19 protein-coding genes are annotated in these 18110 nt (G+C 60.8%); 11 read left to right on the top strand and 8 right to left on the bottom strand.

Going from position 1 to position 18110, the window contains the following annotated elements:
• Positions 1 to 29 precede the first annotated feature (29 nt).
• Positions 30 to 989 carry a MerR family transcriptional regulator gene (locus FBX99_RS08300; protein ID WP_145131207.1) on the bottom strand — a complete coding sequence of 320 codons (960 nt, stop codon included), beginning with the start codon at positions 987 to 989 and terminating at the stop codon, positions 30 to 32.
• A 241-nt stretch (positions 990 to 1230) separates the two neighbouring features.
• Here FBX99_RS08300 and folM point away from each other — a divergent pair, with 241 nt between their 5' ends.
• The 6 genes from folM (at position 1231) to FBX99_RS08270 (ending at position 5076) form a co-directional block, all read left to right on the top strand.
• A complete protein-coding gene (folM, locus tag FBX99_RS08295) occupies positions 1231 to 1941 on the top strand; it encodes a dihydromonapterin reductase (RefSeq protein ID WP_145131205.1) in 711 nt (236 codons plus the stop codon).
• Between the two features lie 18 nt (positions 1942 to 1959).
• Positions 1960 to 2520, top strand: a complete 561-nt coding sequence (gene folE, locus FBX99_RS08290) for a GTP cyclohydrolase I FolE (protein WP_024777516.1) — start codon at positions 1960 to 1962, stop codon at positions 2518 to 2520.
• Positions 2521 to 2901 (top strand): dihydroneopterin triphosphate 2'-epimerase, encoded by a 381-nt coding sequence (gene folX, locus FBX99_RS08285; RefSeq protein WP_144922890.1) that lies wholly within the window; start codon positions 2521 to 2523, stop codon positions 2899 to 2901.
• A 97-nt stretch (positions 2902 to 2998) separates the two neighbouring features.
• Positions 2999 to 3295: a DUF1244 domain-containing protein gene (locus tag FBX99_RS08280; RefSeq protein WP_144922888.1), complete on the top strand. Its 297-nt coding sequence runs from the start codon at positions 2999 to 3001 to the stop codon at positions 3293 to 3295.
• On the top strand, positions 3288 to 3626 hold the full coding sequence (locus FBX99_RS08275) for a HopJ type III effector protein (protein WP_144922885.1): 339 nt from the start codon (positions 3288 to 3290) through the stop codon (positions 3624 to 3626). Before FBX99_RS08280 ends, FBX99_RS08275 begins: the two co-directional genes overlap by 8 nt.
• Before the next feature lie 199 nt (positions 3627 to 3825).
• The gene (locus FBX99_RS08270; protein WP_145131203.1) at positions 3826 to 5076 is read left to right on the top strand and encodes an aspartate aminotransferase family protein; all 1251 of its coding nucleotides are present in this window, start codon (positions 3826 to 3828) and stop codon (positions 5074 to 5076) included.
• Positions 5077 to 5259: 183 nt separating this feature from the next.
• On the opposite strand, the gene trxB is transcribed toward FBX99_RS08270, so the two are convergent.
• Positions 5260 to 6222 carry a thioredoxin-disulfide reductase gene (gene trxB / locus FBX99_RS08265; RefSeq protein WP_003205459.1) on the bottom strand — a complete coding sequence of 321 codons (963 nt, stop codon included), beginning with the start codon at positions 6220 to 6222 and terminating at the stop codon, positions 5260 to 5262.
• A gap of 308 nt (positions 6223 to 6530) precedes the next feature.
• Between trxB and cysZ the strand changes: the two genes are divergently transcribed.
• Positions 6531 to 7286, top strand: a complete 756-nt coding sequence (cysZ, locus tag FBX99_RS08260; RefSeq protein WP_144922879.1) for a sulfate transporter CysZ — start codon at positions 6531 to 6533, stop codon at positions 7284 to 7286.
• Between the two features lie 40 nt (positions 7287 to 7326).
• Entirely contained in the window at positions 7327 to 8523 is a 1197-nt protein-coding gene (locus FBX99_RS08255) for a glycosyltransferase family 1 protein (protein ID WP_145131201.1), read from the top strand.
• Between the two features lie 136 nt (positions 8524 to 8659).
• Here the strand turns inward: FBX99_RS08255 and FBX99_RS08250 are convergent, their stop codons facing one another.
• From FBX99_RS08250 to FBX99_RS08240, 3 genes are all read right to left on the bottom strand, one after another.
• Entirely contained in the window at positions 8660 to 9763 is a 1104-nt protein-coding gene (locus FBX99_RS08250) for an NADH:flavin oxidoreductase (protein ID WP_145131199.1), read from the bottom strand.
• A 171-nt stretch (positions 9764 to 9934) separates the two neighbouring features.
• Positions 9935 to 10417 (bottom strand): glutathione peroxidase, encoded by a 483-nt coding sequence (locus FBX99_RS08245; RefSeq protein WP_144922870.1) that lies wholly within the window; start codon positions 10415 to 10417, stop codon positions 9935 to 9937.
• Positions 10418 to 10522: 105 nt separating this feature from the next.
• On the bottom strand, positions 10523 to 11008 hold the full coding sequence (locus FBX99_RS08240; protein ID WP_145131197.1) for a peptidylprolyl isomerase: 486 nt from the start codon (positions 11006 to 11008) through the stop codon (positions 10523 to 10525).
• Here FBX99_RS08240 and FBX99_RS08235 point away from each other — a divergent pair.
• Genes FBX99_RS08235 through FBX99_RS08225 form a run of 3 tightly spaced genes read left to right on the top strand, consistent with a single transcriptional unit; the run spans position 10977 to position 14384 of the window.
• Positions 10977 to 11315, top strand: coding sequence for a DUF3565 domain-containing protein (locus FBX99_RS08235; RefSeq protein WP_144922867.1), 339 nt, complete (start codon positions 10977 to 10979; stop codon positions 11313 to 11315). The genes FBX99_RS08240 and FBX99_RS08235 overlap by 32 nt on opposite strands.
• Positions 11316 to 11375: 60 nt before the next feature.
• The gene (gene pta, locus FBX99_RS08230; RefSeq protein ID WP_144922864.1) at positions 11376 to 13475 is read left to right on the top strand and encodes a phosphate acetyltransferase; all 2100 of its coding nucleotides are present in this window, start codon (positions 11376 to 11378) and stop codon (positions 13473 to 13475) included.
• Entirely contained in the window at positions 13476 to 14384 is a 909-nt protein-coding gene (locus FBX99_RS08225) for an acyltransferase (RefSeq protein ID WP_144922861.1), read from the top strand. It begins immediately after the preceding gene.
• A 164-nt stretch (positions 14385 to 14548) separates the two neighbouring features.
• On the opposite strand, the gene cysN is transcribed toward FBX99_RS08225, so the two are convergent.
• The 3 genes from cysN to cysD form a co-directional block, all read right to left on the bottom strand.
• The gene (gene cysN / locus FBX99_RS08215; RefSeq protein ID WP_145131194.1) at positions 14549 to 16447 is read right to left on the bottom strand and encodes a sulfate adenylyltransferase subunit CysN; all 1899 of its coding nucleotides are present in this window, start codon (positions 16445 to 16447) and stop codon (positions 14549 to 14551) included.
• Positions 16448 to 16500: 53 nt separating this feature from the next.
• Complete coding sequence (locus FBX99_RS08210; RefSeq protein ID WP_041020851.1) at positions 16501 to 16842, bottom strand: four helix bundle protein; 342 nt, start codon at positions 16840 to 16842, stop codon at positions 16501 to 16503.
• 102 nt (positions 16843 to 16944) lie between these two features.
• Positions 16945 to 17862: a sulfate adenylyltransferase subunit CysD gene (gene cysD, locus FBX99_RS08205; protein WP_144922852.1), complete on the bottom strand. Its 918-nt coding sequence runs from the start codon at positions 17860 to 17862 to the stop codon at positions 16945 to 16947.
• Between the last annotated feature and the right edge of the window lie 248 nt (positions 17863 to 18110).

The raw sequence follows: 18110 nt of genomic DNA, 5'->3' as shown, positions 1-18110 counted from the left end.
GCTTAATTCGAACGCCTGGATGATCTACCCTAGGTATCCAGGTTACCTGCCAGCAACTGACGCAAGCGCTGGTGAATCACTGTTCCGTCATTGCCCAGGCAACCGATCGATGATCCTGCCAGGCATTCCTGCATCAGGTCGGAGGCATCACCGGCCAACATCAACGGGCAATCCAGGCTCATCGCCAACCTGTTCAGGCGCTTGGGCAACTCGGCGAACGGCGCATGGTTGGACACCAGCACCAACGCCACGGGTTGAGTCTTCTGGCATACCAGGGTCAGTTCGTCGAACGGCTGGCCGACGGTCATCAACCGGATTCCCACTTCCGCCTTTGACACATATAACGCCGTCACCAGCAACTCCAGCTCACGGCACTGTCCGGCAATGGCGCTGACCAGCACGCGTCGCGACCGGTCCTCGCGCTTGAGCAAAAGCCGCTGGGAAACACGCGAGCGCAGGAATCCGTCGAAAAACAGCCATTCGCTGGTCTGCCCGAACTCTTGCTGCCGTTGCAGCAGTTGTTGCCAGAGAGGCATCAGGATGCGCTGAAACACGACCGATATCGCGTAGCTGGAAAAAATCTGCCCATAGATGCGATCCAGTTCTACGTCATCAAAGTTGGCGACTGCGACCGCGATCTGGCGCTGCCATTGTGTGTAGTCAATCCTCACCAGATCCGATGGAATCAATGCGGAAACCGGTTGCAACGATTCGGTCTTGCTCAGGATCTTGCCGATTTTACTGACAGCCACCCCACGTTCGATCCAGGCAAGGATGCTGCGTACCTTCTCGATATCCCCCATGGAATACAGGCGATGACCGCTTTCGGTACGTGTCGGCTGGATCAGGCCGTAACGACGCTCCCATGCGCGCAGGGTCACGGGATTCACCCCCGTGAGTCGCGAAACCTCGCGAATGGGAAACAGGTCTTCGCGCACCAGGCCCGCTGCTGCTTGGATAACGAACTGATCGTCGGTGATTACGCTCATTTTTGTCCTGACAGGCCCGGGCGGTAAATTGGATCCCAGTTTACTCCCTCTTAGTCGCATGATGACAAGCGCAAACCGACTGGACACGCTACTTTGTTATTTTTTGACACAAAATTTTCCATGTCGTGCCGTCATGAAAAAACACCTGGGCGACCGGTCCGACCCAGGTACAGCCGCTACAAATAGGTACATCTCGCAGTCACTGATATAGTTTTCTTCCGCTGTGAACCGAGCCCCCTCCATGCCCAGTACCGACGCTCCTATCCTGCTCACCGGCGCAGCCCAGCGTGTCGGCTTGCACTGTGCCCGGCGATTGCTGGAAGACGGTTATCCGGTCATCATCACATATCGCACCGAGCGTCCAGGCGTCCAGACGCTCCGGGATCTCGGGGCGACCGTGATGTTTGCCGACTTTTCCAGCGAAGGCGGGATCCTGGCTTTTATCGAACAGCTCAAGCAGCACACTGACCGGTTGCGGGCCATCGTGCACAACGCCTCTGCATGGCTGGTTGAAACGCCAGGCGATGAATCGGCAGCCTTCAATGCCATGTTCGGCGTGCACATGCTTGCGCCGTACCTGATCAACTTGCATTGTGCCGAGCTGCTACGGCGTTCACATCCCGCGGATATCGTGCATATCAGCGACGATGTAACCCGCAAGGGCAGCAGCAAACACATCGCCTATTGCGCCACCAAGGCTGGGCTCGACAGCCTGACCCTGTCGTTCGCAGCGAAGTTCGCACCGGCGATCAAGGTCAACGGTATTGCACCGGCCCTGCTACTGTTCAAGGCCGAAGACGACGCCGCTTATCGCGCCAGGACCCTGGCCAAGTCGGCGCTGGGCATCGAACCCGGTAGCGAAGTCATCTACCAGAGCCTGCGGTATCTGCTGGACAACCCCTATGTCACTGGCACGACCCTGACCGTCAACGGCGGGCGGCACGTCAAATAGCCTTCTTGAGGATCCATCATGGCGCTATCCCTGCCTCAGAATTACCGCGAGATCCTCATCGGCCTGGGCGAAGATCCGGAGCGCGAAGGCCTGCTGGACACACCGGCTCGTGCCGCCAAGGCCATGCAGTACCTTTGCCATGGCTACGAGCAAAGCGTCGAACAGATTGTCAATGGCGCCCTGTTCGATTCGGACAGCGACGAAATGGTGATCGTCGCCGACATCGAACTCTATTCCCTGTGCGAACATCATTTACTGCCCTTCATCGGCAAGGCTCATGTGGCTTATATTCCTACGGGCAAGGTCCTGGGGCTGTCGAAGATCGCCCGGCTGGTGGACATGTTCGCCCGCCGCCTGCAGATCCAGGAAAACCTCACCCGGCAAATCGCCGCCGCGGTGCAACAGGTTACCCAGGCCGCCGGTGTTGCGGTGGTCATCGAGGCCCAGCATATGTGCATGATGATGCGCGGTGTCGAAAAACAGAACTCGACCATGAACACTTCAGTGATGCTCGGGGCTTTTCGCGAATCCAGCACCACTCGCCAGGAGTTCCTGCAATTGATTCGACGGAGCAAGTAAATGCCACAACTTCAGCCAGCCATGGCGCGCATCCGGGTCAAGGACCTGCGCCTGCGCACTTTCATCGGGATCAACGAGGATGAAATCCTCAACAAACAGGATGTCTTGATCAACCTGACCATCCTCTACCCGGCACAGGAAGCGGTTCGTGACAACGACATCGATCATGCGCTGAACTACCGCACCATCACCAAGGCGATCATCGCCCACGTGGAAAGCAATCGCTTCGCTCTGCTGGAACGCCTGACCCAGGAGTTGCTGGACCTGGTCATGACCAACGAGTCGGTGCAATACGCCGAAGTCGAAGTCGACAAACCCCACGCCTTGCGTTTTGCCGAGTCGGTGTCGATCACTTTGGCGGCCAGCCGAGCGACTGCGTAGCCGCTTCAAGCGGCAAGCCACACGTTGTAAGCTTGGCTCCCTCAATCCATCTTGCAGCTTGAAGCTTGCCGCTTGCAGCTGTCTCGAAGAGACCACCATGACCGACCAACAACGCCTCGAACTCGAAGCCGCCGCTTTCCGTCGGCTGGTAGCCCATCTGGATAGCCGCAAGGATGTGCAGAACATCGATCTGATGAACCTTGCCGGCTTCTGCCGCAACTGCCTGTCCAAGTGGTACAAGGCCGCTGCCGATGAACGCCAGATCGAGATCAGCCTCGATGACGCCCGTGAACGGGTCTACGGCATGCCGTACGCCGAATGGAAAGCCCAATACCAGCAAGAAGCCAGCGCCGAACAGCAAGCGGCGTTCGCCAAAGGAAAACCCGATGCCTGATCTGAACACCCTGCGCACCCGTCTCCAGAGCGGCGAACACACCTTCGCCGAGACCCTGGCTTTCATCAAGGATGGCTATGACTATCAGCCCCAGCCTTTCACCAACGGCAACGTGGAGAACGCGGCCGGGCAGAACGAAGGTTCCTGCAAGACCCTCGGCCTGGCTCTGCTCGAAGGCTTGAGCGACGAAGAAGCGCTGCTGGCGTTCGGCGAGCATTACCGCTCGGTGCTGGCAACCCCCGAGGGCACAGACCACGGCAATATCCGCGCGCTGATGGTCCACGGCCTGGCGGGTGTGAAGTTTGCGGCCCAGCCCCTGCAACGCCGCTGATTTTAAAGTTGCAACCCGCATCTGTGGCGAGGGGCGGTGCGACGTTTCGCTAAATCCCCTCGCCACAACGAGCCGTTGCAAGACTCCAATTCCCACATCCCGACTTTTAAGATTGACCCGGCAACTTTATTTCGTTTGCCGCCCCCCTTCGCTCGCAGCTTGAATAGCGCACGCCTTCTTCCCTTGCGAGCCGTCCTTCATGAGCAGCGAAACCATCAGCCAATCGATTTCCGTCGTGCACCCCGTCAGCCTCAGCCACGGCAGAAACGCCGAGGTCTGGGACACCGACGGCAATCGCTACATCGACTTCGTGGGCGGCATCGGCGTGCTGAACCTCGGCCATTGCCATCCACGCGTTGTCGAGGCCATTCGCGAGCAGGCCACTCGATTGACTCATTACGCCTTCAATGCCGTGCCTCATGCGCCCTATATCGAATTGATGGAGCGCCTGACCGCGTTTGTCCCGGTGGACTACCCCATCAGCGGCATGCTCACCAACAGCGGCGCGGAGGCGGCGGAAAACGCCTTGAAGATCGTGCGCGGGGCCACGGGCCGCACCGCCGTGATCGCCTTCGACGGCGGCTTCCATGGCCGCACCCTGGCCACTCTGAACCTCAACGGCAAGGTCGCGCCCTACAAACAGAAAATCGGTGTGCTGCCGGGGCCGGTCTATCACCTGCCCTACCCCAGCAAGGACAACGGCGTGACCTGCGCAGAAGCCTTACAGGCCATGGAGCGATTGTTCAGCGTGGAGATCGACGTCAACGATGTGGCCTGTTTCATCGTCGAACCGGTACAGGGCGAGGCGGGCTTCCTGGCGCTGGACATCCCTTTTGCCCAGGCCCTGCGGCAGTTCTGTGACGACAAGGGCATCGTGCTGATCATCGATGAAATCCAGTCCGGCTTCGGGCGCACCGGCCAGCGCTTTGCGTTCTCGCGACTGGGCATCGAGCCCGACCTGATCCTCCTGGGCAAGAGCATTGCCGGCGGTGTCCCGCTGGGGGCAGTGGTGGGGCGCAAGGCTTTGCTGGACAACCTGCCCAAGGGCGGCTTGGGCGGCACCTATTCCGGCAACCCCATCGCCTGCGCCGCCGCACTGGCGACGCTGGAGGAAATGACCGATGCGCACCTGCGCGCCTGGGGTACGCAACAGGAAGAGGCGATTGTCAGCCGCTACGAATCATGGCGCCGCCGTGGACTGACACCGTTCCTGGGCCGCCTGACGGGCGTCGGCGCCATGCGTGGCATCGAACTGGTCCATGTCGACGGTACCCCGGCAGCGGCACAGTTGACCCAGTTGCTGGCGCTCGCTCGGGACGCAGGGTTATTGCTGATGCCCAGCGGAAAGTCGCGGCACATCATCCGCCTGTTGGCGCCGTTGACGACCGAACCGGCGCTGCTGGAGGAAGGCCTGGATATTCTCGAGGCGTGCCTGGCGAAGCTGGTCTGAGTTGCCATGTGGCTGACCACAAAAAACCTTGTGGGAGCGGGCTTGCTCGCGAAAGCGGAGTGTCAGGCAACTAGTCTCTAACTGACACACCGCTTTCGCGAGCAAGCCCGCTCCCACAGGATTCGGGTGGAAACGACGCCCATGAAAAAACCGGCCAAAGCCGGTTTTTTCATACCTGATGAATCAGAACGAAGCGTTCTGCAAGCCGTCCAGGTAACGCTCGGTGTCCAGGGCCGCCATGCAGCCGGCACCGGCCGAGGTGATGGCCTGGCGGTAGACGTGGTCGGCCACATCACCGGCAGCGAAGATGCCTTCGACGCTGGTAGCGGTGGCGTTGCCGTCGCGGCCGCCCTTGACCACCAGGTAACCGTCCTTGAGTTCCAACTGGCCTTCGAACAACGAGGTGTTCGGCGTGTGGCCGATGGCGATGAAGACGCCGTCGACCTTGATCTCGTCAAAGCTGCCGTCGTTGTTTTTCAGGCGGGCACCGGTCACGCCCATGTTGTCACCCAGCACTTCGTCCAGAGTGGCATTGAGCTTGAGGATGATCTTGCCTTCGGCTACGCGGGCGTTGAGCTTGTCGATCAGGATCTTCTCGGCGCGGAAGGTTTCACGACGGTGGATCAGGGTGACCGTGCTGGCGATATTGGCCAGGTACAGGGCTTCTTCGACGGCGGTGTTGCCGCCACCGACCACTGCCACCGGCTTGTTGCGGTAGAAAAAACCGTCGCAGGTAGCGCAAGCGGAAACGCCCTTGCCCATGAACGCCTCTTCCGAGGGCAGGCCCAGGTAACGGGCGCTGGCGCCGGTGGCGATGATCAGGGCATCGCAGGTGTAGGTCGCGCTGTCGCCAGTCAGGGTGTACGGCTTGGCGGCGAAATCCACGGCATTGATGTGGTCGAAGACGATCTCGGTCTCGAAACGCTCGGCGTGTTCTTTCATGCGCTCCATCAAGGCCGGGCCGGTCAGGCCGTGGACGTCGCCTGGCCAGTTGTCGACTTCGGTGGTGGTGGTCAGTTGACCGCCGGCCTGCATGCCGGTGATCAACAATGGCTTGAGGTTGGCACGGGCCGCATAAACCGCGGCGCTGTAACCGGCTGGGCCGGAACCGAGAATAATGACTCGCGAATGACGAACTTCAGACATGACCTGCTCCAATTGACCAGCCCTTGCGGGCCGGAGCGCCGGCTGAGCGGCGGGAATAAAAAAGACCGTTGATGCACTTAGGGAAGGCTTTGGTTCGACGGCCTTGAAAAAGAATGGGTGCAGCGTATCGAGGGAGCGAAGATTAAGGAAATACGGTTTAACAATCCAGCTCATAGGTGAGTTCTATGTCGGGCAGCGCCTCCAATAGAGTCGTCCGCTCAATAAACCTGTTACACGCCGTGTAGACGCTTTCCCGCGCGAGGCAAAGCCGGTAAGGTCGGCGCGTTCACCTTCTCTCGGAGCTTCCCATGCCCGCCCCCGTCCTGTCCGGCCCGCAATATCTGCAAGAAGGCCTCAAGCTGGTCTTGAGCCCGGGCCTGCGTTTGTTCGTATTGTTGCCGCTGGCGATCAACCTCGTATTGTTCGTCGGCCTGATCTACCTGGCCGGCCATCAATTCAGCCTGTGGGTCGACACATTGATGCCGTCGCTGCCGGGCTGGTTGAGTTTCCTCAGCTACATCCTCTGGCCGCTGTTCGTGGTACTGGTGGTGCTGATGGTGTTCTTTACCTTCACGATGCTCGCCAACATCATCGCCGCGCCGTTCAACGGCTTTCTGGCAGAGAAAGTCGAGGTGGTGGTCCGTGGCTCCGACGACTTCCCGGCCTTCAGTTGGGGCGAGTTGGTTGCCATGGTCCCGCGCACCCTGGCCCGGGAAGCACGCAAGCTCGGCTACTTCCTGCCCCGCGCCCTGGGGCTGTTCGTGCTGTCGTTCATTCCCGTGGTCAACCTCGTGGCCGCGCCACTGTGGTTGCTGTTCGGCGTGTGGATGATGGCGATCCAATACATCGACTACCCGGCGGACAACCACAAGCTGGGTTGGAACGAGATGCTCGCCTGGCTGCGACAGAAACGCTGGCAGAGCCTGGGTTTTGGCGGCAGCGTGTACCTGGCGCTGCTGATCCCCGTGGTCAATATCCTGATGATGCCGGCGGCCGTGGCCGGGGCGACCCTGTTCTGGGTGCGCGAGCAAGGGGCCGAGGCCGCGTTGGCGCGCCAAGGCTGAACCGGTCACAAATCCATCACCAAGGCGTCACACTGGCGAAATGGCCCCGGTCGACACTGGGGTCATGAGCACACACCTGCATATCACCCTCATCACCGAAACCTTCCCGCCGGAAATCAATGGCGTGGCCAATACCTTGGGCCGCTTGCATGAGGGTTTGTGTGCCCGAGGGCACCGGGTTGAGTTGGTGCGTCCGCGACAAGCCACCGATCAACGCCAGGCCAGCGACGATTTGCTGCTGTGCCGGGGCTGGCCGCTGCCAGGGTATCCGGGGTTGCAGTGGGGCCAGGTATCCATGCACAAACTGCTGCGGCGCTGGAAGCGTCAGCGTCCCGATGTGCTGTACATCGCCACCGAAGGGCCGTTGGGTTTGTCGGCATTGCGGGCAGCGCGACGCCTGGATATTTCGGTGGTCAGTGGCTTCCACACCAATTTCCAGCAATACACCCAGCAGTATGGTCTCGGGTTGCTCAGTCGCGCACTCACCCATTACCTGCGCTGGTTTCACAACCGCTCCAACCTGACGCTGGTGCCCAGCCTCAGCCAGCAACTGGAATTGGAACGGCGGCATTTCGAGCGCGTCATGCTGTTGTCCCGCGGCGTCGACAGCCAGTTGTTCCATCCGGTCAAGCGCTCGGTCTCCCTACGGGAAAGCTGGGGCCTGGGCGATGACGATATTGCCGTGATCCACGTTGGACGCCTGGCGCCGGAGAAGAATCTCGGCTTGCTCAAGCGTTGTTTCGACAGGCTGTGCAGTGCGTTCCCGCAGCGACGGATGAAGCTGGTGGTGATCGGCGACGGCCCGCAACGATCTGCGCTGGAGCAGGCATTGCCCGATGCGATTTTCTGCGGCACCCAACGTGGCGAGGCGCTGGCCAGCCACTACGCCAGCGGGGATGTGTTCGTCTTTCCGAGCCTGACCGAAACCTTCGGCAATGTCGTGCTGGAGGCCCTGGCGTCCGGGCTGGGTGTGGTGGCCTACGACCAGGCCGCCGCGGCACAGCATATCCGCCATGGCTATAACGGCGTGCTGGCAATGCCGGGGGATGAGGATGCGTTCTGCGATGGGGCCCGCTGGTTGCTGGAGGAGCCCGAAGCGTTACGTTGCGTGAGGCTCAATGCCCGCCAGCACGCCAGCCGCCAGGGTTGGGCGTCGGTGATCGAGCAGTTCGAGGCGCAGTTGCGGGGGGCTTGTGTGGGTGAGCAGGGGATGCCTGCGCCGTCGACGATGCGCTGATTTTTCGGTGCCAGTGCAATAGCCATCGCGAGCAGGCTCGCTCCCACAATGGATCTGGTCGAACACAGATATGCATTCGCTGAAGATCTGATTGTGGGAGCGAGCCTGCTCGCGATGGCGTCAGAGCAAACGCCGCTTAAACCAACGTCATCAGCGCTTCACGGCTGAACGGCAGGATCTCCTGCTCCCGACCTTCGCGCACTTTCTGCGCCCAGTCCGGATCCACCAGCAGCGCACGGCCTACCGCCACCAGGTCGAATTCGTCATTGTTCAGGCGCTCCAGCAGTTTCTCCAGGCTGGCCGGTTGCGCGACCTTGTCGGTATTGACCATGAACTGCAGGAACTCGCCATCCAGGCCAACGCTGCCAACGGTGATGGTCGGCTTGCCAGTGAGTTTGCGGGTCCAGCCGGCCAGGTTCAATTCGGAACCGTCGAACTCCGGCTCCCAGAAGCGACGTGTCGAGCAGTGGAAAATATCCACGCCAGCCTCGGACAGCGGCTTGAGGAACTCACCCAGGGCTTCGGGGGTCTGCACCAGGCGCGCCGTGTAATCCTGTTGTTTCCATTGGGAGAACCGGAAGATGATCGGGAATCCTTCGCCCACGGCGGCTCGCACGGCACGGATCAATTCGATGGCGAAGCGCGAACGGTTGGCCAGACTGCCACCGTAACCATCGGTGCGTTGGTTGCTGCCTTCCCAGAAGAATTGGTCCACCAGATAACCGTGGGCGCCATGAATCTCTACGCCATCCATGCCGATGCGCTGGGCGTCTTTTGCGGCTTGGGCGAAGGCGGCGATGACTTCGTCGATGTCTGCCTGGGTCATACCGTGGACCACCACCTGGCCGTCCTTGAGCTTCTCGGTCGGGCCATAGCCCGGCACGCTGGCATCCGGTTCGGTCCCGGTGCGGCGCACACTGCCCACATGCCACAACTGTGGAACGATCTTGCCGCCTTCGGCGTGCACAGCATCGACCACTTGCTGCCAGCCGGCGAGTGCTGCACCGCCGTAGAAGTGCGGCACGTTCGGATAGCCGTTGGCAGCCTTGTGCCCGACCGTCGTGCCTTCGGTGATGATCAGGCCAACCCCGGCCGCTGCGCGGCGACGGTAATATTCGATGACCTTGGCGTTCGGCACACCGCCCGGCGAAAAGGAACGGGTCATCGGTGCCATCACCACCCGGGTCGGCAGCTCGAACGCGCCGAGTTGGAAGGGTTTGAACAGGGCTTTTACGGGCATGAGGCACTCCACGGGGACAAGGTCGCAGGTCGATATGACGAGGATAATATGCAGCGCGGGGCGTGCTGGGTAGCACTATTGATTGGAGTGATTAAGGATCAAAAGCCAGCCGCCAACCCTGTGGCGAGGTGATAAATCCCCTCGCCACAGGGTTCAGTTGGGCTCTGCGGTTCAGCCCAGCGCTTTCTCGATCGCCTGGATCACAGTCGGATCATCCGGCGCCGTACGCGGCGAGAAGCGCGCCAGCACCCGGCCGTCCTTTCCGAGCAGGAATTTCTCGAAGTTCCAGGTGATGTCCCCGGGGAACTCGGCGCCCTCGCCCGCCAGCAGGCGGTAGAGCTGATGCCGGTCATGACCGTTCACTTCCAGCTTGCTGGACAGCGGAAACGTCACGCCATACTCGTGGCTGCAGAATTCCTGGATTTCTTTTTCGGTTCCCGGCTCTTGCCCGGCGAACTGATTGCAGGGCAGGCCCAGCACGCTGAAACCCTTGTCCTTGTATTGCTGATAGAGACTTTCCAGCGCCGCGTACTGAGGCGTCAGGCCACATTTGGAGGCGACGTTGACCACCAGCACGACTTGCCCCTTGAAAGGCGCCAGAGGAAGCTCCTGACCACCCAGGGCTTTCAGTTTAAGGTCGTGAAAAGCACTCATGACGAACTCCAGGTTTGCGGATCTTCGAAACAGCCATGGCCGGTAACCGACTAAAAAAGGCGCCCATGGCGCCTTTCCTGTTCATTTCAGCGTAGCGCAGAAAAATCAGTGGTGGTGACCACCTTCGCCATGGACGTGACCATGAGCCACTTCTTCCTGGCTGGCATCGCGGATGTCGACAACCTTGACCTTGAAGTTCAGGCGCTGGCCGGCCAACGGGTGGTTACCGTCTACAGTAACGTCGTCGCCGTCCAGGTCGCGGATGGTGACGATCTGCATCTGGCCATCCGGCGCCGACGCATGGAACTGCATGCCCACTTCCAGCTCGTCCACGCCTTCGAACATGCTGCGGCTCAGGATGCTGACCAGTTCGGCGGAGTATTCGCCGTAGGCGTCTTCCGGTTCAACGGTCACGTTCAGTTCGTCACCGGTGGTTTTACCTTCCAGGGCTTTTTCCAGGCCCTGGATGATGTTGCCTGCGCCATGCAGGTAGACCAGCGGAGCGCCGCCGGCAGAGCTGTCGATGACCTCACCAGCGTCGTTGGTCAGGGTATAGTCGATGGAGACAGCCTTATTGGCGGCGATCAGCATGGGGCGAGACCTTTTGCATAAGAATGAAGAACGGACAAGTCTAAACAAGGATTTGCCCGAAAGCGAACGGAACCCTGACAAACGGGCCCGTGCGCCCAGACCGACGGTCACCGGTTTCCACCAGGACGAGGAGGGTCACTGGGTGGCCGAGCTGTCCTGCGGGCATACCCAGCACCTGCGCCACCAGCCCCCCTGGCAGTCCCGGGCGTGGGTGCTGGATCCCACGCAACGTATTGAAAAAATAGGCCAGCCCTTTGATTGCGGCTGGTGTGCTCAGGCGCCGGTCAGCGATACTCTTGGTGACTGAATAAATGGTAGACGGCTATACATAGGCCTCGCCTTTGCCATGCTCCCTTAGAGAATCCGCATGCAAACTTTTTTTATCGCGCCCACCGATTTTGGTGTGGGCCTGACTTCCATCAGCCTCGGGCTGGTGCGGACCCTTGAACGGGCCGGGCTGAAGGTCGGTTTTTTCAAACCCATAGCCCAGCCTCACCCCGGCGACACCGGCCCGGAACGCTCGACCGAATTGGTGGCCCGTACCCACGGTCTCAAGCCTCCACAGCCGCTGGGCCTGGCTCATGTCGAGCGCATGCTCGGCGACGGCCAGCTCGATGAGCTGCTGGAAGAAATCATTACGCTTTATCAGCAGGCGGCCGTCGGCAAGGACGTACTGGTGGTCGAAGGCATGGTCCCGACCCGCAACGCCAGTTACGCCGCCCGGGTCAACCTGCACCTGGCCAAGAGCCTGGACGCCGAGGTGATCCTGGTGTCAGCGCCGGAAAACGAGGTACTGACCGAGCTTTCCGGACGGGTGGAGTTGCAGGCCCAACTGTTCGGCGGGCCGAAAGACCCGAAAGTGCTCGGCGTGATCCTCAACAAAGTCCGCACCGACGAAAGCATGGAAGCGTTTTCCGCCCGGCTCAAGGAGCATTCGCCCTTGCTGCGCAGCGGCGATTTCCGCCTGCTGGGCTGTATTCCCTTCCGGCCCGAACTCAACGCTCCGCGCACCCGCGATGTGGCCGACCTGATGGGCGCCCAGGTACTCAATGCCGGCGATTACGAAAGCCGGCGCATGAGCAACATCATTATTTGCGCCCGCACCATGCGCAACACCGTGGAACTGCTCAAGCCCGGCGTATTGGTGGTGACGCCGGGGGATCGCGACGACATCATCCTCGCCGTGAGCCTGGCCGCCATCAACGGCGTGCCTCTGGCCGGTCTGTTGTTGACCAGCGATACACTGCCCGACCCACGCATCATGGAACTGTGCCGTGGCGCCCTGCAGGCGGGCCTGCCGGTACTGTCGGTGAGCACGGGCTCCTATGACACCGCCAACCTGCTCAATGGCCTGAACAAGGAAATCCCGATCGACGACCGCGAACGTGCGGAGATCATCACCGATTTCGTCGCCAGCCACCTGGACGCCCAGTGGTTGCATCAGCGCTGCGGCACCCCGCGGGAAATGCGCCTGTCACCAGCGGTGTTCCGCTATCAATTGATCCAGCGCGCCCAGGCCGCCAACAAGCGCATCGTCCTGCCGGAAGGCAGCGAACCGCTGACGGTCCAGGCCGCCGCCATTTGCCAGGCCCGAGGCATCGCCCGCTGCGTACTGCTGGCCAAACCCGCCGACGTCGAAGCCGTGGCCCGCGCCCAGGGCATCGAGCTGCCGCCGGGGCTGGAAGTTCTCGACCCGGATTCGATACGCGAGCGTTACGTCGAACCGATGGTGCGACTGCGCAAGAGCAAAAGCCTGAATGCGCCGATGGCCGAGCAGCAACTGGAAGACACCGTGGTGATCGGCACGATGATGCTGGCGTTGGACGAAGTCGACGGGCTGGTGTCCGGCGTTGTCCACTCCACCGCCAACACCATCCGTCCGGCCCTGCAGTTGATCAAGACGGCACCAGGCTGCTCCCTGGTGTCATCGGTATTTTTCATGCTGTTCCCCGAGGAAGTGCTGGTGTATGGCGATTGCGTGATGAACCCGCACCCCAGCGCGGCGGAGCTGGCGGAGATCGCCCTGCAAAGCGCCGACTCGGCTGCCGCATTCGGCATCACGCCACGGGTGGCAATGCTCAGCTATTCCAGCGGCGAATCGGCCAGCGGTGAGGAAGTGGAAAAAGTCCGCGAAGCCACCCTGCTGGCCCACGAGGCGCAACATGGCTTGTTGATCGACGGCCCGCTGCAATACGACGCCGCCGCCAACGAAACCGTAGCGCGGCAACTGGCGCCCAACAGCCAGGTGGCCGGGCGGGCGACGGTGTTCATCTTCCCGGACCTGAACACCGGCAACACCACCCACAAGGCCGTCCAGCGCAGTGCCGATTGTGTCAGCCTCGGGCCGATGCTCCAGGGCCTGCGCAAACCGGTGAACGACTTGCCCCGTGGCGCCCAGGTCGATGACATCGTGTACACCATCGCCCTCACCGCGATCCAAGCCGCCAACCGACCCATGGATATTTAAATGCTGGATTTCCTGCCTGCCCCGGTGCGAGGCGTCATCGCCTCGCTGCTGCTGGCGCTCAATACCATTGCCTGCTGTACGCCACTGTTCATCGTGGCGATCGTCAAGCTCCTGCTGCCCTTCCCCGCCGCCCGACGCTTCACCGATTGGCTGATGAGCCACATCCATGAAGCCTGGATCAGCCACAACAAGGCCTGGATGAACCTGCTGCGCCGCACCCGCTGGCACCTCAGCGGCCTGGAGGGCCTGGACTACCAGCATTCGTACCTGATCACCAGCAACCACCAGAGTTGGGTCGACATCATGGTGCTGCAGTACGTGCTCAATCGCCGCGTCCGCCCGTTGAAGTTCTTTCTCAAGCAGGAGCTGATCTGGGTGCCGGTAATTGGCCTGGCCTGGTGGGCGCTGGGATTCCCGTTCATGAAACGCTACTCCAAGGCCTATCTGGAAAAGCATCCGGAAAAGAGAGGCAAAGACCTGGAAACCACCCGCAAGACCTGCGCGAAGTTTCGCAACAATCCAGTGGGCATTTTCAATTTCGCCGAAGGCACGCGCTTTACCGAAGGCAAGCATGCCCAGCAGCAGTCACCGTTCCGTTATCTGCTCAAGCCCAAGGCCGGTGGCATCGCGTTCGTGCTCGATGCCATGGGTGAACAACTGGAATCGATCATCAACGTAACCATCCATTATCCGGGCGGGCGTCCGGGTTATTGGGACTTGCTCTGCGGCAACGTGGGGGAAGTGGTGGTGCATTTCCAGGAACTGCCGATCCCGCCGCAGTTCGTCGGCAGGAACTACGACCAGGACGGCGCCTATCGCCTGGAGTTCCAGGGCTGGATCAACCAGTTGTGGCAGGACAAGGATGCACTGCTTGCGCAAATGCACCAGGAATTCCCAAACCGCCGCTGACTCCCTTGTGGGAGCGGGCTTGCACGCGAAAGCGGTGTGACAGTCGATATACATTTTGAATGTCAGTCCGCGTTCGCGAGCAAGCCCGCTCCCACAGGATCCGAGCCAATGAAAAAGCCCGTCGATGATTGCTCATCGACGGGCTTTTCGTTTGCCGTTGACGCTTAGATCGCGCCGCGGCTGCGCAGCAGATCCAGCACCTGCTTGACGCTCTCTTCCAGCGTCAGCGACTGGGTGTCGATCACCAGATCGGCGTCCAGCGGCACGTCATACGGGAAGGACTCGCCCGGGATGTTGTCGCCGGCCGCGGCGTACAGCCCTTGCGGATCGCGCTGGGCGCATACCGCCGGCGAGGCCTGGACGTAGACCGTCAGCAGGCGCTCCTTGCCGATCAGGTCCTTGGCCTGCAAACGCCCTTCGGCGCTCGGTGCAACGAATGCCGCCAGGGTCAACAGGCCGGCTTCGTTGAACTGACGGGCGACGTGGGCCGCTCGGCGCCAATTCTCGGTGCGTCCGGCACGGTCTTGCGGCAGGCCTTTGTTCAGGTCATGGCGCAGGTTCTGGCCATCGAGGACGAAGACCGCACGGCCCATGTCGAACAGCTTGCGCTCCACGGCGTAAGCCAGGGTGCTCTTGCCGGCGCCCGAAAGACCGCTGAACAGCACCGTCGCCGGCTGCTGGCCGAAGCGCTGGGCGCGTTCTTCCACCGATACATGGGCAAGCTTGCCGTGATGCGTGCTGCTGCCGTGGGCCAAGGGTTGGGCGACAATCATGCCGGCGCCGACGGTGCCATTGGTCAGGCGATCGATGACGATGAACGCGCCGGTAGTGCGGTTGCTCTCGTAACCGTCCAGGGCGATCGGCGCATCCAGGGCAATCTTCACCTTGCCGATTTCGTTGAGCTGCAGCGCGCTGGCGGGGCCCTCTTCGAGGGTGTTCACGTCGACCCGGTTGACGATGCTGGCAATGGAGCCAGGCACGTAGCTGGTCGCACGCTTGATGTCGTACTTCTTGCCCGGCAGCATCGGCTCCTCGGCCATCCACACCAGCATCGCTTCGAAGCTGTCGGTGACCGGCGGGACATTGTCGGCATGCACCAACAGGTCGCCCCGGGAGATGTCGATTTCGTCTTCCATGGTCAGGGTCACGGCCTGGCCCGGGCCGGCCTGCTCCAACTCGCCTTCGAAGGTGACGATGGATTTGACGCGGCTGCTCTTGCCCGACGGCAACACCACCACTTCGTCGCCCTTGTGCACGATGCCGCTGGCCAGGGTGCCGGCGAAACCGCGGAAGTTCAGGTTCGGACGGTTGACGTATTGCACCGGGAAGCGCAGGTCGGTGAAGTTACGGTCGCCCGCCACTTCCACGGTCTCGAGAATTTCCATCAGCGACTGGCCGGTGTACCACGGCGAGCGCTCGGACTTGTTCACCACGTTGTCGCCCTTGAGGGCCGACATCGGCACGAAGTGCATGCTGGTGGGCTTCATCTTCAAGCCTTCGGCGAACTTCAGGTAGTCGGCCTTGATCGACTCGAACACGCCCTGGTCGAAGTCCTTGAGGTCCATCTTGTTGATGGCCACGACGATGTGCTTGATGCCCAGCAACGAGGCAATGAAGCTGTGGCGACGGGTCTGGGTCTGCACGCCGTAGCGGGCGTCCACCAGAATGATCGCCAGGTCACAGGTAGAGGCACCGGTGGCCATGTTGCGGGTGTACTGCTCATGGCCGGGGGTATCGGCGATGATGAACTTGCGCTTGGCGGTGGAGAAATAGCGGTACGCGACATCGATGGTGATGCCCTGCTCGCGCTCGGCCTGGAGGCCGTCGACCAGCAACGCCAGGTCGATGTCGTCACCGGTGGTGCCGACTTTCTTCGAATCGCGGGTGATGGCTTCCAGGTGATCTTCGTAGATCATCTTGGAGTCGTGCAGCAGGCGCCCGATCAGGGTGCTCTTGCCGTCGTCGACGTTACCGCAGGTCAAAAAGCGCAACAGCTCCTTGCGCTCGTGCTGGCCCAGGTAGGCGAGGATGTCCTCGCTGATCAAATCAGATTGGTGGCTCATTGCATTCAAGCTCCGAGCTGTAAGCTTCAAGCGGCAAGCTTGTCGGCGTACAGCTAGTCAGAAATTTTGTTGATCAACCCGCCCAGCATTCGAGAAAGCTCGCGGGTTTCCATAACCCAGTTTTCAGCCAGCGAATCTGCGACGTAAGCAATATCCCGAGCAATAAGGATTTGGGTACGCAGCTCCCCGCAGGAACCTTTCGCAACCCAAAGGAAATAAATTTTCTCTTTGGCATTACGGCGCTCCATACCTTCAGCAATATTGGAAGGCACCGAAAGTGCCGAGCGGGTGATTTGATCCTTGAATCCAAAATCCCCACATCGCGCAAACTCTCTATAGATCCCTACCGCCAAATCCTTACTTCGCTGCCAAACAATCAGTTTCTCGAAATCCATTGCGAGCCATCCAATCCGGCTCGCAGCACCGTCTGCAAGCACCAAGCTGGGAAGTTACGCATTCCGCCCTTAACTTGCAGCTTGCCGCTTGTAACTCGAAGCTTAAAAGTAACCTTGACGTTTCTTATCTTCCATCGAGCCTGCGCCATCGTGGTCGATGACCCGGCCCTGGCGCTCGGAAGTTCGCGTCAGGAGCATTTCCTGAATGATGTCCGTCAGGCTCTCGGCCTCGGACTCCACCGCGCCCGTCAACGGGTAGCAGCCAAGGGTACGGAAACGCACTTTCTTCTTGACGATACGGGCCTTCTCTTCCTCGGACAGGTGTTCGAGGATGCGCTCGTCGTCGATCATGATCAGCGTGCCGTTCTTCTCGATGACTTCGCGCTCGGCAGCAAAGTACAGCGGCACGATTGGAATGCCTTCGAGGTAGATGTACTGCCAGATGTCCAGCTCGGTCCAGTTCGACAACGGGAAGACGCGGATCGACTCGCCCTTGTTGACCTTGCCGTTGTAGACGTTCCACAGCTCCGGGCGCTGGTTCTTCGGGTCCCAACGGTGCTTGCTGTCGCGAAACGAGTAGACGCGCTCCTTGGCGCGGGATTTCTCCTCATCGCGACGGGCACCGCCGAACGCGGCGTCGAAACCATACTTGTCCAACGCCTGCTTGAGGCCCTGGGTCTTCATGATGTCGGTGTGCTTGGCACTGCCGTGGGTGAACGGGTTGATGCCCTGCGCCACGCCTTCGGGGTTCACATGGGTGATCAGGTCCAGGCCCATTTCCTCGACCATGCGATCGCGGAACTTGTACATTTCCTGGAATTTCCAGCGGGTGTCGACGTGCATCACCGGAAACGGCAGCTTGCCGGGGAAAAACGCCTTGCGTGCCAGGTGCAGCATCACGGCGGAGTCTTTACCGATGGAGTACAGCATCACCGGGTTGTCGAACTCGGCGGCCACCTCGCGGATGATGTGGATGCTTTCCGCCTCCAGCTGTTTCAGATGCGTCAGTTTGTCGACCATGGCTACTCACGAAAACTTTCTTATGAACGGCCAGCGGGCCGTGTTCGAGCGAAGAATCCTAGCACAGCGATCTCTTCTATTCAGGGCGCCAACTAGATCGAAACAGCATATGGATATGCCTGGGGGTTCGGGCAACACAACAGTCTTTGTGGGAGCGGGCTTGCTCGCGAAAAGCGGTGGTTCGGTTGCGCAGAGTTTGACTGACACACCGCCTTCGCGAGCAAGCCCGCTCCCACAGGGGATTTAGG

This window comes from Pseudomonas sp. SJZ074, from assembly GCF_007828215.1.
Classification (GTDB): domain Bacteria; phylum Pseudomonadota; class Gammaproteobacteria; order Pseudomonadales; family Pseudomonadaceae; genus Aquipseudomonas.
This window is presented reverse-complemented; position numbering and strand designations above follow the sequence as displayed.

Excerpts from the sequence above, each read along its gene's own strand:
- FBX99_RS08240 (WP_145131197.1), bottom strand. The coding sequence starts at position 11,008 with ATGCTGATCGCCGCCAATAAGGCTGTCTCCATCGACTATACCCTGACC.
- FBX99_RS08235 (WP_144922867.1), top strand. The coding sequence starts at position 10,977 with ATGGAGACAGCCTTATTGGCGGCGATCAGCATGGGGCGAGACCTTTTG.
- pta (WP_144922864.1), top strand. The coding sequence starts at position 11,376 with ATGCAAACTTTTTTTATCGCGCCCACCGATTTTGGTGTGGGCCTGACT.
- folE (WP_024777516.1), top strand. The coding sequence starts at position 1,960 with ATGGCGCTATCCCTGCCTCAGAATTACCGCGAGATCCTCATCGGCCTG.
- FBX99_RS08275 (WP_144922885.1), top strand. The coding sequence starts at position 3,288 with ATGCCTGATCTGAACACCCTGCGCACCCGTCTCCAGAGCGGCGAACAC.
- FBX99_RS08225 (WP_144922861.1), top strand. The coding sequence starts at position 13,476 with ATGCTGGATTTCCTGCCTGCCCCGGTGCGAGGCGTCATCGCCTCGCTG.
- FBX99_RS08255 (WP_145131201.1), top strand. The coding sequence starts at position 7,327 with ATGGCCCCGGTCGACACTGGGGTCATGAGCACACACCTGCATATCACC.
- cysN (WP_145131194.1), bottom strand. The coding sequence starts at position 16,447 with ATGAGCCACCAATCTGATTTGATCAGCGAGGACATCCTCGCCTACCTG.
- FBX99_RS08250 (WP_145131199.1), bottom strand. The coding sequence starts at position 9,763 with ATGCCCGTAAAAGCCCTGTTCAAACCCTTCCAACTCGGCGCGTTCGAG.
- FBX99_RS08280 (WP_144922888.1), top strand. The coding sequence starts at position 2,999 with ATGACCGACCAACAACGCCTCGAACTCGAAGCCGCCGCTTTCCGTCGG.
- FBX99_RS08245 (WP_144922870.1), bottom strand. The coding sequence starts at position 10,417 with ATGAGTGCTTTTCACGACCTTAAACTGAAAGCCCTGGGTGGTCAGGAG.
- cysD (WP_144922852.1), bottom strand. The coding sequence starts at position 17,862 with ATGGTCGACAAACTGACGCATCTGAAACAGCTGGAGGCGGAAAGCATC.
- folX (WP_144922890.1), top strand. The coding sequence starts at position 2,521 with ATGCCACAACTTCAGCCAGCCATGGCGCGCATCCGGGTCAAGGACCTG.
- FBX99_RS08300 (WP_145131207.1), bottom strand. The coding sequence starts at position 989 with ATGAGCGTAATCACCGACGATCAGTTCGTTATCCAAGCAGCAGCGGGC.
- FBX99_RS08270 (WP_145131203.1), top strand. The coding sequence starts at position 3,826 with ATGAGCAGCGAAACCATCAGCCAATCGATTTCCGTCGTGCACCCCGTC.
- FBX99_RS08210 (WP_041020851.1), bottom strand. The coding sequence starts at position 16,842 with ATGGATTTCGAGAAACTGATTGTTTGGCAGCGAAGTAAGGATTTGGCG.
- folM (WP_145131205.1), top strand. The coding sequence starts at position 1,231 with ATGCCCAGTACCGACGCTCCTATCCTGCTCACCGGCGCAGCCCAGCGT.
- cysZ (WP_144922879.1), top strand. The coding sequence starts at position 6,531 with ATGCCCGCCCCCGTCCTGTCCGGCCCGCAATATCTGCAAGAAGGCCTC.
- trxB (WP_003205459.1), bottom strand. The coding sequence starts at position 6,222 with ATGTCTGAAGTTCGTCATTCGCGAGTCATTATTCTCGGTTCCGGCCCA.